Consider the following 14503-nt stretch of genomic DNA (forward strand, 5'->3'; position numbering starts at 1 on the left):
TGTCCGGCCTGGCGCGAGGATGTGGACCGGACTCCGCCCGGCTGCGTCTTCGCTGCGTACCCGCCCGGTTCAGGAGCGTGGCTTGCGGCGCTCCGGTCGCTTGGCGCCCTCGCGCTCCCGGCGCGGGCCACGGCTGAAGGTGCGATGCTGCGGTGGACCCTCGTCCAGCTGCAACTGAATCAGCACACCACTGATCCTGGTGCGCCGCAACGCCTCCAGCGTCTCGGCGGGCAGTTGCGCCGGCAACTCCACGAGGCTGTGGTCGGGACGGATGCTGATGTGCCCGAAATCGCTGCGGCGCAGGCCACCTTCGTTGGCGATCGCGCCGACGATCGCGCCCGGCATCACGCGATGCCGCTTGCCGACGCTGATCCGGTAGGTCGCCAGCTCGGTTCCGCTGACGCGGTGGTGCGCGGCGCCGCGGTCCTCGTCGAACCGTCGGGCGGGCCGCTCACGCGGGGGACGATCGCGCTGCGGGCGTTCGATCGGCTCCGGCTCGGGTTCCATGAAGAAGTTGTCGCCGTCGTACGAGCCGACCGCCAGCGCCGCCGCGATATCGGCCAGCGGGATGTTGTGTTCGCGTTCGTAGTCCTCGATCAGCTTGCGGAACAGCGCGACGTTCGACGAGGTGAGGTTCTCGGTGATGGCGTCGCCGAACTTGGTGACGCGCTGGGCGTTGACGTCTTCCACGCTGGGCAGCTGCATTTCGGTCAGCGGGTGCCGGGTGGCCCGCTCGATCGACTTGAGCAGGTGCCGCTCGCGCGGCGCGACGAACAGCAACGCCTCGCCGCTGCGTCCGGCCCGGCCGGTGCGGCCGATCCGGTGCACGTAGGACTCGGTGTCGTGCGGGATGTCGTAGTTGACCACGTGCGAGATGCGTTCCACATCCAGTCCGCGGGCCGCGACATCGGTGGCGACCAGGATGTCCAGCGCACCGGACTTCAGCTGACCGATCGTGCGCTCGCGCTGGTTCTGCGCGATGTCGCCGTTGATCGCGGCGGCGGAGAAGCCCCTCGCGCGTAGTTTCTCCGCGAGCTCTTCGGTGGCTTGCTTGGTGCGGACGAAGATGATCATCGCCTCGAACGACTCGACCTCGAGCACCCGGGTGAGCGCGTCCAGCTTGCGCTGATGCGAGACCAGCACCCAGCGCTGGGTGATGTTGGTGGCGGTCGAGGTCTTCGCCTTGACCGTGATCTCGACCGGGTCGTGCAGATACTGCTTGGAGATCTTGCGGATCGCCGGTGGCATGGTCGCGGAGAACAGCGCCACCTGCTTGTCCGAGGGCGTGTCGGCGAGGATGCGCTCGACGTCCTCCTGGAAGCCCATCTTGAGCATCTCGTCGGCCTCGTCGAGCACCAGGTACTGCAGCTGCGACAGGTCGAGCGTGCCCTTCTCCAGGTGATCGATCACCCGGCCCGGCGTGCCGACCACGACGTGCGCGCCGCGGCGCAGGCCGGACAGCTGGACGCCGTAGCTCTGGCCGCCGTAGATGGGCAGCACGTGCAGGCCGGGAATATGCGCGGCGTAGCGGCCGAACGCCTCGGCGACCTGGATCGCGAGCTCGCGGGTCGGGGCGAGCACGAGCGCGCGCGGGCTGCGGCCGGTGGCCTCCAGTCCCATCAGGATGGGGATGGCGAAGGCGGCGGTCTTTCCGGTGCCGGTCTGCGCGAGACCCACGACGTCGGCGCCGGAGAGCAGCGGGGGAATCGTCGCGGCCTGGATCGGCGAGGGCGATTCGTAACCGACGTCGGCGATGGCCGCGAGGATGCGGTCATCGATACCGAGATCGGCGAAGGACGGGCCGTCGGTGTCCCTGTCGTCGTCGCCAGGAACGCTGTCGACCTGATTGGTGCTCATTGAGCAGGAGTTTACTGCCTCGTACTGGTCGTCCCGGCCACCGCCCCAATACGGTGAGGTCTATGCAACCCGACGACTCACTCGTGCATCAGGATCGGACGCCGGATCAACTGGACGTGTCGGTCGTCCAGTTCGCCCCCTCGACCGACCCCTCGGCCAACCTCACCGCGCTGCGCGAACACGTGCGCACGGCCCGCGAGCGCGGCGCGCGCGTGGTGGTCGCCCCGGAATACTCGATGTTCGCGGTGACCCGGCTGGACGAGCGGGTCGTCGCGGTCGCCGAGCCGTTGACCGGCCCATTCGTCACCGGTCTCGGCGGCATCGCCCGCGAGTTCGGGGTGTTTCTGGTCGCCGGAATGGTGGAGCAGGTCGCGCCCGGCGGCGACCGGATCCGCAACACCCTCGTCGTGCTCGGTCCGGACGGCGCCCTCGTCACGCGCTACCGCAAAGTGCACCTCTACGACGCCTTCGGGCACCTCGAATCCGACGTCGTCGAGCCGGGCGCGATCGAGGCGCCCGCCACGTTCACTGTCGCAGATGTGAGATTCGGCATGCAGACGTGCTTCGATCTGCGCTTCCCCGAAGGCGTGCGCCGGGTGGCCGCCGCGGGCGCGCAGGTCCTGCTGCTGCCCGCGCAATGGATTCCCGGGCCCGGGAAGGTGGACCAGTGGAGCACGTTGGTGCGTGCGCGCGCGATCGAGAACACCGTGTACGTGGCCGCAGCCGATCAGGCCGCGCCGCGCGGCGCGGGCGCCTCGATGATCGTGGACCCGACCGGCGCGGTGCTCGCCGAACTCGGCGACGAGCCCGGTGTGCTGACCGCCGGCATCGACCTGGCGTATCTGAGCAAAGTGCGCACCACCAACCCGAGCCTCGCGTTGCGCCGATTCGCGATCACCGAACGCGGACCGGAGTAGCGTTCGAATCGATGGTCTACACCGATCGGAGCTCGGCCGGTCGCGCGCTGGGTGCGCATCTGGAACACCTGCGGGCGTCGAACCCGCTGGTGCTCGGTCTGCCGCGCGGCGGCGTCCCGGTGGCCGCCGCGGTCTGCGAGGTGATCGGCGGCGACCTCGACGTCCTGCTGGTCCGCAAACTCGGCGTGCCGTGGCAACCGGAGCTGGCCATGGGCGCCGTCGGCGAGGACGGGGTCCGGGTACTCAACCCGGATGTGCTCACCCACACCGGGGTTTCGCTCCAGGAAATCGCCACCATCGAGGCCCGCGAGCGCGCCGAGCTGGAACGGCGCAAGCGAGTGCTGCGCGGCGACATCCCGCCGATCCCGCTGGAGGGCCGCACCGTGGTGATCGTCGACGACGGCATGGCGACCGGCGCCACCGTCGTGGTCGCCTGCCGCGTCGCGCGCCTGCACCGGCCCGCGCGGGTGGTGGCCGCGGTCCCGGTCGCCTCCACAGAGGCGATGCGCCGGGTCGAGACCGAGGCGGACGAGGTGGTCTGCCCGTGGGTGCCGCGTTCGCTCGGCGGCGTCGGCGGTGCCTACCATGACTTCCACCAGCTCAGGGACGCCGAGGTCACCGCGCTGCTGTGCTGAGCGCGCTCAGCGCTGTCGATCAGGGTGTGGTCACCTCCCTGAAGGTCGCCGGACCGGTCGGACGTTCAGCGTTGGGCATAGGCCGTGGACGTGCGCGCGGCGGCGCTGACCAGCGGGCGCAACTGGGCGGCGAAACGGTCCGCGGTCACTGCGACGATGTCGACCTCGGTGCCGGTGCGCACGGCGTATCGGCCGTCGGCGACGACGTCGATCCAGCACAGCACGCCGAATGGGTGCGGCTCGCCCGTGCCGCGGCGGGCGGAGACGACGATCTGGCCGATGCCATCGCGCGGCTGCTTCAGCAGCTTGCGGATCCGGGCCGGCGTGGACGGACCGGCGACCGGGATGGTCACCAGAGTGCGGCTGTCCTCGCTCACCTGGGCCAGGGGCGCGGTCAGGCGTCCCAGGGTGCCCGGGGCATTGTCCGGCAACATCGAAACCACCCGCGCGCACAGGGTTTTCGAGCTGCCGACGAACAACCGCACGTCGCCCCCGCGATCCGCGGTCGCCCCCGCTCGCTGCGCGGCGACCACCGCGACGTTGCCGGTGACAGCGCCGAGAATCCGGACCGGCCGCGAAGCCGCGCCGGGTGCCTGCCCGCCATTCGTGGACGGTGCCGCAGGCGGCGTCAACGGTCCGCCATCCCGGTGCGGAACGGCGGTCGGTGGCGCCGGTGCCGAATCACGCTGACCGAACACTTCGATCCGCAGGTCCGGCTGCGCGAGAACCCGCAGTGCCGCTTCGAGATCGGCGTCCAGCACCTCATCGCACCAGCGCTCCAGCGCGGGCAACTGCGCTGCTCGCTCCCCGGTGTCGCGGGCGGACAGCCGCACGGCGAGGGGATAGGGGATTCGATCGCCGTCGGTGCGCGACCAAGCCAGCGCGAACTGGTCCGGAGTCAGTGTCCAGTTCATCGGCGTCCAGTTCACTCGTACTCGGCCCATTCGCCCAGCACGGGCGGCGTGGTCGGATCCATCGGCCCGATGAGTTCACCACCGTCGTCGGAGGGCTCCAAGAAGGTCGGCAGGTCGTCCAGGTCGAACTCGTCGTCCTCGTCGTCGAGGGGGACGGCCCGCGTGGTCGCCGCGTTCGCGGCGGGGCTCGCGCCCGATCGCGGCGTGTCGGCCGAGGCCAGCGCGCCGCCCATCAGACCACCCACCGCGCCGGCGCCGAGGCCGGTAACCGTGTCACCGCTGTCATTGTCGTTGCGCCGCTCGTCGCGCTTGCGTTGCTGCTCGGACGGGAGTTGGCTGCCCGCGCCCGGCGTGCTGAGCGCCTCGCCGGCCGCCGCGGCTGGAGCGGTTGTCGGCCGGGATGCGTTCGCGACGGGGGCTGTGCGGATGATCTCGACCGCGGCGGGGACCGCCGAGAGCGGCGGTATGTTGGCGGCAGGCGCCACTCGGGGCGCGGTCGGCTGCGCGTCGGCCGTGACCGCGGTGCCGGTCGGTGTGACGCCCGCGGTGGTCACCGTCGTGCCGGCCTCGGCGGGGATTTCCTCGGCGGGGATTGCCTCGGTCGCCGCCGGGCTCGGGTTCGGGGCCGTTGCGTGGCTCGCACCGTGCGGGGTGCTGTCGAGTGAAACCGTTTGCGAGGCCAGTGGAATAGGGATGTCTCGCGTGAGTCTGCCGGCCGGTGCGGCAGCGGGCGGGGGAGGGGGAGGGGCGGGGTTGTCCGCGTCATCGGGGAACGCGGGCACGTCGGTGCCGGTCCGGATCAACACGCCCGCATAGACGTCGTTCATCGCCCGCACGACATCCTGACGCGCGTGTTCGCCTGCCTTCTGGCCCTCGACATTGCTGGTGGCCCGGTCCGGGTCCAGCAGGGCCGCACCGAGATCCGGCGCGCCGGAGGTGGGCTCGGACACCGCGGCCCGCAGCGCCTCGGCCGCATCGGCGGCCTGCCCGAGGCGCTGCGAGACCACGGCGAAGACGTCGGCCAGGTCTTGGCCGCTCTGCTCGAACACCCGGACCACCGCGTCCGCGCTGTCGGCCGCGGCGCCGCGCCAGCCGTCGGCGATCGCCGCACGGATCTCGTTGTGCGCCTGGAAGATCGCGTCGGATAGCTGCGCCGCGGCGTCACCCCAGGCCTGCCGGCCGCCCGCGAGGACGGCAGGATCGAGCAGCTGGACCTTCGCGAAGATCTCGGCGTGGGTGAGGTTGTCGAAGATCTCGACGCTCGGTGCGTAGGCGGGGTCGGTGCGCCGCGGTGTCGCCCGCTCGCGGGTGCGTGGTATCTCACGCATGTGCCGCTCCCGTCGTGTCGAGCCGGTCGACCGCGCCGGCGAGCGCACGGTCGGCGTTCTGGTACGCGGCGGCGGCGGCGCGGAAGGTCTGCGCGAGTTCCCGTGCGGCGGTGGCGTATTCGGTCAGCCGGGCGATCGCGCCGTCGGCCTTGCGTTCGAAGCCGCCGCGCAGCGCGTCACCCGAGGCGAATCCGCCGAACCCGGGCAGCGACGTAGCCGCGCCCAGGATCCGAATCTGCGCCTCTACCTGGTCGGCGAGCTGCTCGTACCGGCGTGCGCAGCGTTCGTGCGCACCCTCTGCGACCAGCAGGCCGTCGATCCACAGCGAACCGTCATCGACCGCACGGTTCAGCGCGGCGACATCGACTCCTGGTGCGGTTACCTCGGCGGCCGGCTCTGCGCCGAACCCGTTCTCCTGTGATGGCATCTGCGCCGTCCCCCTTCCTCGTCCGAAATGCGTGTTCGGTTCACAAATGTCGCGCCAACCCCACGACGACACCCTGCACCCAGCTCGCGATGTCGGCCGTGACTCGCGCGTGCACCCGCTCGTGCAGCAGGTCATGCCCTGCGTCGGTGTACTCATGCAAATCTACCGATTCGTGGCGGCTGGTCCATACTCTCACCGCGTCGATCGGCGCGCGCCGATCATCCACGCCGTGCACCGCGAGCACCGGAAGTTCGCGTGGCAGCGGCGTTCCCGGCGATCCCGGCGCTCCACCGCCCAGCGCGCGCTTCGGCACGCCGGACAGCACAAGTCCGGCCAGCTCACGTGCGGGCAGGGCCGGACGCAGCGGCAAGTCCCGTTCGATAACCGCCGAAGCCGTCTCACCTTCGGCCACCTCCGGCACCGCCGCGCCGAGCATGCCCAGCGCGGTGGCCGCGCCGAGCGAGTGGCCCATCAGGACCAGCGGCGTGTGCGGCTGTGCCGCGCGGGCCAGTTCGACCAGGCCTAGCGCGTCGGCCACCAGTTCGGCGAGCGTGCCCGGCTGCTCCGGATCGCCCTCGCTCAGCCCGTGTCCAGAGGTGTCCAACGCCCAGGCGTCGATCTCGACAGCAGCTTGCAGGGTTCGGGCGAAGCGGTGATAGTGGCTGCTGTGCTGGCCTATTCCGGGTAGTAGAACCACGGTGACCAGCGGGTTTTCGATCGGCCACCGCCGATAGTGCATCCGGCCGCGCGCGCCGTCGAAAAATGGCATGCACCGATAGTGCCAAAGATCGTGTCGTTGATGGGAATGCGCAATTTTTGCTGACAGGCGAGTATACTGCGCGCGACCCGCCCGCTCCCGAGACGAGGTGTCCGTGTCGAGAACCTGCTTCCGGCGAGGCATCGTCTCCCTCTCCGCGGCGGCCGCTCTCACTGGCGTGATCGCGCCGGGCGCCACCGCCGCGCCGCCGGTCGCCTCCTGCGCCCCCGCGCTGGCGGACAGCGCCATTCCCGCGCAGGTGCCGGTGCTGGACTGGTCGGAAAACCTGGGGTACGACGCGCAGGGCAACCTGTGGGTATCCCGGATCTACCGCAACGAGGTCCAGCGCTACGACGCCGCGGGCAGACTCATGATGACCGTCCCGGTGGAATTCCCCGGCGCGGTCCGGCTCGGCCCCGATGGACTGCTGTACGTCGTCTATGGTGATACGCCGCTCAGCGCCGTTCGCCCCGGCGGCGTGGTCCGCTTCGACCCGGCGGCTGCTGTGCCGAAGCCGGAGGTCTTCGTCTCCGGCTTCACGATGCCCAACGGCGCGGCGTTCGACGCGAGCGGCAATCTGTATGTCGCGGCCATGTCCGGCGTGGTCCGGGTCCGTCCCGATGGGAGCGTCGATGCCGCGTGGGGCGAGCCGGTGGCCGGGCTCGCCGCGAATGGTGCCGCAGTGCACGACGGTGTGCTCTATGTCACCAGCAATAGCGGCCCGCTCGGCCGGATCATCCGCATCCCGCTCGCCGCACCCGCCGACCACGCCACCGTCGCGGACCTGTCCGCACCGCTGCCCGGCCTACCGGATTTCGCCGACGACCTGCTGGCCGACCCGGCAGGTGTCCTCTACGTGACCACCCTCGCGGGCCAATTGGTCCGTGTCGATCCCGCCACCGGCGCCACGTGCGCGGTTCTCGACGGACAGCCGCTGACCGCGATCACCGCCGTCCCCGGCCGACCGGACGAACTGCTCGCGGGAACCGAGCACGGCACGATTCTGCGAATTCGCTTGTCCCACTGACCGATCGCCATGATCGCCAGGGGCAGGTATCCCAGCCTTGCCGCTGCGCCCTTGGCCTCGGGTAGCCGCGTCGACCGAAACGGCATCCCCGCGCGCTGATCGACGTCGTTCAAGCGCACCTGGACACTGACGCGACCGTTGTCGTCGCGTCGGGCGATGGCATGCCCGGATCGTTCGATACCGTCCAGCCGCAGCGAGAGCGGGTGGCCCGCACCGAGAAAGTTGCGCCACCATGCCTTCCGGTCCGGCATGGCCACATTGATGGTGACTTCATCGCCGGAGCGCCGGAATGCCACCGGTGTGCTGACCGTCCGACCGGATCGTCGGCCGACGTAGGTGATCTCCGTGATGTTCCGGCCGACCAGGGGCCCGATCCACGGTGCCTTGGTGAGTGCCATGAACCCGGCGTTGAATCCGCGCACTACTGTTCCGAGCGCCATCCTCAGCTCCATCGGTTGTCGTGATTGCCGAACCCAACCTTATTCGCCCCTGGATCGTTTCACACCGTCCCGAGATGGTTCGGCGACTGCGCTGAGCGCTCACCCCTGCCGTGCGAAGAGGACGAACAGCCGCATCATCGACAGCACCGTTGGCATGCGGATGAGCTTTGGTACCAAGGGAATGGGCAATACTCGTCCGGCCGCCGACGTCTCGGGCCGGTCAGCGAGTGACGTGACCGGCCTTCGGATCAGTGGCCTGGGCCAGATCGAGATCGATGTGAAATGGCACAGAGAGCCGAAGCCGATCGTGATGGATGCCGGTGGGCGAGTAGGACTCCGTGGCCGGGTCGAGTTCGTATACGTAGAGCACCGCACGGCCGTCGACATTCTCCACGCGCCAGAAATGCGGGATACCTGCCTGCGCATAGAGCTGCGGTTTGCGCTTGCGGTCCCGCTCGACGGAATCGGGCGATACGACCTCGACGGCGAGGACAACGTCGGCGGGTTGATAGGTCGTCTGATCGAGGCCGGTGTCGGCCGCAGCATCGACGATCATGATGTCGGGCTCCGGGCGCTGGCGCGGACCGAGCGTCACCGTCATTTCCCGGCACACCTCCAGATGTTCGGGGGCTTGCCGAGCGAGTTCCCAGTCGAGGAATCGGATGACACGCATATGAAATTTCATCTGCGGGCTCACGAAGACGAGGCTGCCGTCGATCAGCTCGGTATGCGGGGGAAGGCCGGGTAGGCGGTCGAGATCTTCGGCGAGGTATCCCCTGGGCGGCGGCACCGGCCAGTCCAGCACCGTGCGATCGCCTGTCGGGGTCGGGTCGGCGGTCATCGGCTCCTCGCTCCATTCACAGTGATCGACTGATCCGTCCAGTATCGCACCGTGCGCTGAACTCCAGCCGAGGTCGAAGGCTAGGGAGCTGTGGGGGCGGGCGTGGGTCCGGAGCCGTTCGGGCCGGACGGGACCGCCGGAACGGGGGCCGGGGCCGGGCGGTCGGGCACCGTGAAGACGCCGACCGTGGGCGTCATCACGCAGTGCGCGAACGGGTAGTCGATGATGCCCCACATCGAGGCGAGCACTGTGCCCGGGCCGCTGTCGACCGTTTTGGACAGCGACGGCAACCGGTATTCGGTCAGGTCGTCGAGCGGGGCGAGGCCGCTGGCGCCGGTGTTCACGTTGACCCACGCGACGACGAGCCCGGAGGCCAGCGGTGCGCCGGAGTGTGCAGGGGTCGCGCTGAACCGCAGCGCGCCGGGCGGGACGTTCAGGTCCCTGGCGGAGCCCGACCCGTCGGTGGTCGCGGCGGCGATGATCGTCGTGATCGGCCCGTTGCTGCCGCAGCCGAAGGTGGGCGCGGCGTAGGCGAAGGGGGTGAACGCGCTGGAGACGTCCCGCAGGTTGGCGGCGTTGACCAGGGTGGCGTACCGCGTGAGTGCGGCGACGCCTTCTTGTGTGGTCGGGTCGGATCCGGCGGTCTCGGCCAGCTGGGCCAAGCCCGTGTCCACCGGCGTTGGGAGCTGCTCGGCGGCCGCCGGAACGGCGAAAGTCAGAACCGCGCCGATGCCGAGCGAAACCGCGGTTGCGGCGGCGCGTGCGATGGTCCTGCCGGTCACTCGTTCTCCTCGATACGAAATCGTGCCTGGTCCCCGATCTACGAGCAGCAACGTACCAGGTCCCTGGTTCCTTCGTGCTGGATAGTCGGCTGCCCCGCCTTCGTCTGATACTGGTGTGCGGCCGTCGACGTCCGCTGCGCCTCCCTGTGGCGCCATCCTCGTGTAGGACCGGCTGCGACGCATGGAAGCCCGCCGGTGAACAGACCCGTGCGGCCACTTGCCGTGATCCGGCCGCAGTGGACGTTTACCACCGGGTAGGTTTGACTCGGACGTACGAGACACACATGGAGATTCGTATGAAATTATCCTTGTCGCCGGACGACGCCGCGTTCCGCGACGAACTGCGAAAGTTCTATCGGACCGAGATCCCGGAGGACATCCGCGCGCGCTTCCGCGTGGGCCAGGCGCTGACCCGCGACGACATCGTCACCACCCACAAGATCCTCAACGATCACGGCCTGGCGGTGCCCAACTGGCCCGTCGCGTGGGGCGGCAAGGACTGGACGCCGATGCAGCGCCATATCTGGCAGGACGAGATGCAGCTCGCGTCGGTGCCGGAGCCGCTGACCTTCAACGCGCAGATGATCGGCCCGGTGATCGCCCACTTCGGCTCCCAAGAGCTGAAGGAGCGCTTCCTGCCGCCCACCGCCGCGCTGGACATCTGGTGGTGCCAGGGCTTCTCCGAGCCGGACGCGGGCTCCGACCTCGCGTCGCTACGCACCACCGCGATCCGCGACGGCGACTCGTACCTCGTCAACGGGCAGAAGACCTGGACCACGCTCGCCCAGTACGCGGACTGGATATTCTGCCTGGTCCGCACCGACGCCAGTGCTTCGAAGAAGCAGTCGGGGATCTCGTTGCTGCTGTTCGACGTGAAATCGCCCGGCGTGACCATCCGGCCGATCAAGCTGATCGACGGCGGATACGAGGTGAACGAGGTCTTCTTCGAGAACGTCCGGGTGCCCGCCGATCAGCTGGTCGGCGCGGAGAACATGGGCTGGACCTACGCGAAGTTCCTGCTCGGCAACGAACGCACCGGAATCACCGGCGTCGGCCGCACCAAGGTCAAGATCGGCATCGCGAAGCAGTACGCGGCCGCCACCCGCTCTGGCGACGGCACGCTGCTGGCGGACCCGGTGTTCGCGGCGCGGATCGCCGAACTGGAGAACGAACTGCTCGCGCTGGAGCTCACCCAGCTGCGCGTGGTGTCCAACTCCGCGGACGGCAAGCCGAACCCGGCCTCGTCGGTGCTGAAGTTGCGTGGCTCCGAGCTCCAGCAGGCGGCGACCGAGCTGCTGCTGGACATCGCGGGACCGGACGCGATCCCGGTGGCCGCACCCGACATCGCCTCGCCGGGCTGGGCGCAGCGCAGTGGCCCCGGCTACCTGAACTACCGCAAGACAACCATCTACGGAGGCTCCAGCGAGGTGCAGCGCACCATCATCGCCTCCACGATCCTCGGATTGTGAGGCGCCGGCATGGATTTCGATCTCACCGATGAGCAGGTCATGCTCCGTGACACGGTGCGCGATCTGCTCGCGCGCAGCTACGACGCCGAATCCCGGCTGCAGATCACCGATTCCGATCTGGGCTGGAGCCGCGAGGTCTGGCGTCGGCTCGCCGATCTCGGCGTGCTCGGCCTGAGTTTCGCCGAAGCGGACGGTGGCATGGGTGCCGGTCCGGTGGAGACGATGGTCGTGCTGGAAGAGTTCGGCCGCAGGCTCGCGCCCGAACCGATCCTGGACGCGGTGCTGGTGCCAGGCGGGCTGGTCGCCGCGGCGGGCAGTGCCGAGCAGCGGCAGCGGACTCTGCCGCAGGTCGCGTCGGGCACGAAGCTGCTCGCGTTCGCTCACGCCGAGCCCGGGGTGCGCTGGCCGTCCACCGAACTGGCGACCACCGCCGTGCCGCACGATGATTCGTTCGAACTGACCGGGATCAAGAATCCCGTCCCGCACGGCGACAGCGCGGACGAGCTGGTGGTCAGTGCCGGATTGCCGGACGGCGGGGTGGGGCTGTTCCTGGTCGCCCCGGATGCGCCGGGCGTCGTCCGCAAGTCGTACCGCACGGTGGACGGCCGGCGCGGCGCACAGCTGGAACTCACCGAAACGCCCGCCGAGCGCCTCGGCGAGGCCGATGCGGCCGGTGTGATCGCCGCGGTGCTCACGCGCGCGCAGGCGAGCCTGTGCGCGGAGTCCGTCGGTGCGATGGAAGAGGCGCTGCGGCTCACCACCGAGTATCTGAAGCAGCGCAAGCAATTCGGGGTCACGCTGTCGAAGTTTCAGACGCTCACCCAGCGCGCGGCCGGCATGTACGTCTCGCTGGAGCTGGCGCGCAGCATGAGCCTGTATGCCACGGCTTCGCTGGTGGACGGCGGCGACGACCCGGTGATCGCCTCGCGCGCGCGGTTGCAGGTCGGCCGCGCGGCACGGCACATCGGGCAGGAAGCGATCCAGATGCACGGCGGCATCGGCGTCACCGCCGAGTACCCGGTCGGCCACTACGTGGCCCGGCTGACCGCGATCGAGCGCATCCTCGGCGGTGGGCTCGAGCATCTGCGGGTGCTCAGTTCCCGAGTAGGCGATTACGAGTTGCCCGAGTTGTAGGACCGCATGCCGTGGTGCGCGTTCGGCGCGCCCCACGGCGGCTCACTCGTCTTCGTCTCGCGGGCCGCTGGTTCTGTGCTGCGGGGCGGTGGGCTCGTCCGAGGGGTCGCCGGTCGCGCGCGCGGCGGCCGGTGGCCGGGAGTCGTCGGCCGGTGCGGCGTGCGCGGGGTCGTCGACTCGGTCGGACGGCTCGGCGGAGGTGCTGGTGATGAAGCCCGCGAATGGGGTCGCGCGCGGCAGGTTGTTCTGCGCGACCCGCCAGGTCGGCGACGGCGGGATGATCACCTTGGGGGTTGTGGAGCCGTTGGTGTCCTCCCGGACGACCAGCTCGGCCTGCTGCCCCGCCTTCAGTGGCGGTGGTGGCACGTAGGTGTCGTGCTTACCGACGCCGAACGAGCCGATCAGGACCAGTCCGATGGAAACCGCTCCCGTGGCAATCGCCGGACCGGCGATCTTGGCCCTGCTGTTCTCCATCGGTGACACTCCTCGTCGTTATCGAGTCGGCTCACCTTACTCGAGGCCGGTGCGGTCGAGCGAGGTGAGTGGTCGCTGGGGATGCGCCCTGAACGCACATTAAAACGCTTGTAGTTCAGATATCGAATTGGTCTCGTCGGCGTGTCGCGGGCACGTGTCGCTGTCTTCTGAGTTCCCGGAGTCGTAGCGTGTGTGAGCAAAGTTACGGGTGAGACGCCGGTATCGGACTGTGAGACACGTTGTGTGAGAACGTGAATGTGGTTCTCCGACCGGTGTCATCGAGGAGTAGATGATGGGAGCTTACTCGACAGCGCCCCGGCGTGGGTCATCCCATGCCGTGGAAGCTGCGGTGTCGGCAACTGCGCAGCATCTGGCGTCGAACCGGCAGGCGCGCACGCTGTCCACGATTTTGTCGCGGACGCTGGGCTGGCTGATCTTCATCGGCGGTATCGTCGGGGCGGTGCTCGGCATCGCGGGCCTGCACGTCGAAATCACCGTCGCCGGACTCATTCTCGCGTGCACCGCGGGGTTGACCCTGCTCAAGCTCCGCGCGGGTGGTGGCGAAGCCGACTGAACCGTCCGCGTCGCGCCTCGTTCCGGCTACGATGCCGGACGCGAAAAGTACGGGCGCGCAACATCGTAGGCGCCTACCGTGATCTGTATGAGGATCGAGATCACCACCGACGCCGGCGAGTTCCGCTCGCGTGCCGAATCGTTCTTGTCGCGTGATCCGTTGCGGCATACCGTGATCACCACCAGTATCGCCAATCACCTCAACGGCGTCGTCGTTCCGGCCGGGTCTTCGCGATTCGTCTCGGTCCACGACGAGGACGCCTCGGTGATCGGCGCGGCCATGCGGGTGGGAGGGCGCGACGTGTATCTCGGTGAGCTACCGCCCGACAGCATTGCCGCGGTGGCCGAATCGCTGGCCGCCGTTGTTCCGGAGAGCGCGGGTGTCGAGGGGGTGGTCGGCGACGCGACGGCCTTCGCTCAGCACTGGTGTGCGCTGTTGGGCACGGAATTCCATCAGTCGTATGCCGTCCGGCTCTACCGGCTCGGCGCGCTGCAAATCCCGGACGTCGCCGGAAAACCGCGCCGGGCGGTCGAATCCGATGTCGCGCTGTGTGCACGGTGGCTGGGGGCCATGAGCGATGAATCCGCGGAACTGCCGCTGGGACTGGACGAGACCGCGATCCGGCGCCGCGTCCTGGCGGGCCATTGGTGGCTGTGGGAGCGGGATGGCGAGCCGGTGAGCCTCGCCGCCCACCAGGTTGCGATCCAAGGCTGGTCGCGGATCGGCCCGGTCTACACTCCGCCCGCCGAACGCGGGCACGGCTACGCCAGCGCCGTGACCGCGCACGTGGCGAAACTGCTCCGCGCCAAAGGCTTGGACGTGTGCCTGTTCGCCGATACCGCCAACGCCACGGCCACCCGGATCTACCGCACGATCGGCTTCCACCCGACCCACGATTTCGCGCACTACGTCTTCGATGGAATCTAG

At 69.3% G+C, this 14503-nt stretch carries 15 protein-coding genes; 7 read left to right on the forward strand and 8 right to left on the reverse strand.

Going from position 1 to position 14503, the window contains the following annotated elements; translation table 11 throughout:
- Window positions 1–69: 69 nt before the first annotated feature.
- On the reverse strand, window positions 70–1857 hold the full coding sequence (locus ACT86A_RS21130; protein WP_445093904.1) for a DEAD/DEAH box helicase: 1788 nt from the start codon (window positions 1855–1857) through the stop codon (window positions 70–72).
- A gap of 62 nt (window positions 1858–1919) precedes the next feature.
- Here ACT86A_RS21130 and ACT86A_RS21135 point away from each other — a divergent pair, with 62 nt between their 5' ends.
- Both ACT86A_RS21135 and ACT86A_RS21140 read left to right on the forward strand, forming a co-directional pair.
- Window positions 1920–2774 (forward strand): carbon-nitrogen hydrolase family protein, encoded by an 855-nt coding sequence (locus ACT86A_RS21135; RefSeq protein ID WP_445093905.1) that lies wholly within the window; start codon window positions 1920–1922, stop codon window positions 2772–2774.
- An 11-nt stretch (window positions 2775–2785) separates the two neighbouring features.
- Entirely contained in the window at window positions 2786–3409 is a 624-nt protein-coding gene (locus tag ACT86A_RS21140; RefSeq protein WP_445093906.1) for a phosphoribosyltransferase, read from the forward strand.
- Between the two features lie 65 nt (window positions 3410–3474).
- Here the strand turns inward: ACT86A_RS21140 and ACT86A_RS21145 are convergent, their stop codons facing one another.
- From ACT86A_RS21145 to ACT86A_RS21160, 4 genes are read right to left on the reverse strand one after another with little or no spacing between them, the layout of a single operon-like run.
- Window positions 3475–4323 (reverse strand): ESX secretion-associated protein EspG, encoded by an 849-nt coding sequence (locus ACT86A_RS21145; protein ID WP_445093907.1) that lies wholly within the window; start codon window positions 4321–4323, stop codon window positions 3475–3477.
- 11 nt (window positions 4324–4334) lie between these two features.
- Complete coding sequence (locus ACT86A_RS21150; protein WP_445093908.1) at window positions 4335–5651, reverse strand: PPE domain-containing protein; 1317 nt, start codon at window positions 5649–5651, stop codon at window positions 4335–4337.
- On the reverse strand, window positions 5644–6078 hold the full coding sequence (locus ACT86A_RS21155; protein WP_445093909.1) for a type VII secretion target: 435 nt from the start codon (window positions 6076–6078) through the stop codon (window positions 5644–5646). The genes ACT86A_RS21150 and ACT86A_RS21155 overlap by 8 nt, the downstream gene beginning before the upstream one ends.
- A gap of 40 nt (window positions 6079–6118) precedes the next feature.
- Window positions 6119–6847: an alpha/beta hydrolase gene (locus ACT86A_RS21160; protein ID WP_445093910.1), complete on the reverse strand. Its 729-nt coding sequence runs from the start codon at window positions 6845–6847 to the stop codon at window positions 6119–6121.
- Between the two features lie 103 nt (window positions 6848–6950).
- On the opposite strand from ACT86A_RS21160, the gene ACT86A_RS21165 reads away from it, so the two are divergent.
- The gene (locus ACT86A_RS21165) at window positions 6951–7862 is read left to right on the forward strand and encodes an SMP-30/gluconolactonase/LRE family protein (RefSeq protein ID WP_445093911.1); all 912 of its coding nucleotides are present in this window, start codon (window positions 6951–6953) and stop codon (window positions 7860–7862) included.
- Between the two features lie 660 nt (window positions 7863–8522).
- On the opposite strand, the gene ACT86A_RS21170 is transcribed toward ACT86A_RS21165, so the two are convergent.
- Together ACT86A_RS21170 and ACT86A_RS21175 are read right to left on the reverse strand one after the other, a co-directional pair.
- Window positions 8523–9143, reverse strand: a complete 621-nt coding sequence (locus ACT86A_RS21170; RefSeq protein ID WP_445093912.1) for a Uma2 family endonuclease — start codon at window positions 9141–9143, stop codon at window positions 8523–8525.
- 80 nt (window positions 9144–9223) lie between these two features.
- Complete coding sequence (locus tag ACT86A_RS21175; RefSeq protein WP_445093913.1) at window positions 9224–9925, reverse strand: hypothetical protein; 702 nt, start codon at window positions 9923–9925, stop codon at window positions 9224–9226.
- 296 nt (window positions 9926–10221) lie between these two features.
- Here ACT86A_RS21175 and ACT86A_RS21180 point away from each other — a divergent pair, with 296 nt between their 5' ends.
- Both ACT86A_RS21180 and ACT86A_RS21185 read left to right on the forward strand, forming a co-directional pair.
- Window positions 10222–11394, forward strand: coding sequence for an acyl-CoA dehydrogenase family protein (locus tag ACT86A_RS21180; protein ID WP_445093914.1), 1173 nt, complete (start codon window positions 10222–10224; stop codon window positions 11392–11394).
- 9 nt (window positions 11395–11403) lie between these two features.
- Window positions 11404–12528, forward strand: coding sequence for an acyl-CoA dehydrogenase family protein (locus ACT86A_RS21185; RefSeq protein WP_445093915.1), 1125 nt, complete (start codon window positions 11404–11406; stop codon window positions 12526–12528).
- Between the two features lie 42 nt (window positions 12529–12570).
- Here ACT86A_RS21185 and ACT86A_RS21190 read toward each other — a convergent pair whose 3' ends face one another.
- Entirely contained in the window at window positions 12571–13002 is a 432-nt protein-coding gene (locus ACT86A_RS21190; RefSeq protein ID WP_445093916.1) for a hypothetical protein, read from the reverse strand.
- Between the two features lie 349 nt (window positions 13003–13351).
- Between ACT86A_RS21190 and ACT86A_RS21195 the strand changes: the two genes are divergently transcribed.
- Both ACT86A_RS21195 and ACT86A_RS21200 read left to right on the forward strand, forming a co-directional pair.
- On the forward strand, window positions 13352–13576 hold the full coding sequence (locus ACT86A_RS21195; protein ID WP_445093917.1) for a hypothetical protein: 225 nt from the start codon (window positions 13352–13354) through the stop codon (window positions 13574–13576).
- Window positions 13577–13663: 87 nt separating this feature from the next.
- Complete coding sequence (locus tag ACT86A_RS21200; RefSeq protein WP_445093918.1) at window positions 13664–14503, forward strand: GNAT family N-acetyltransferase; 840 nt, start codon at window positions 13664–13666, stop codon at window positions 14501–14503.

It is taken from the genome of Nocardia glycosmidis (assembly GCF_052545115.1).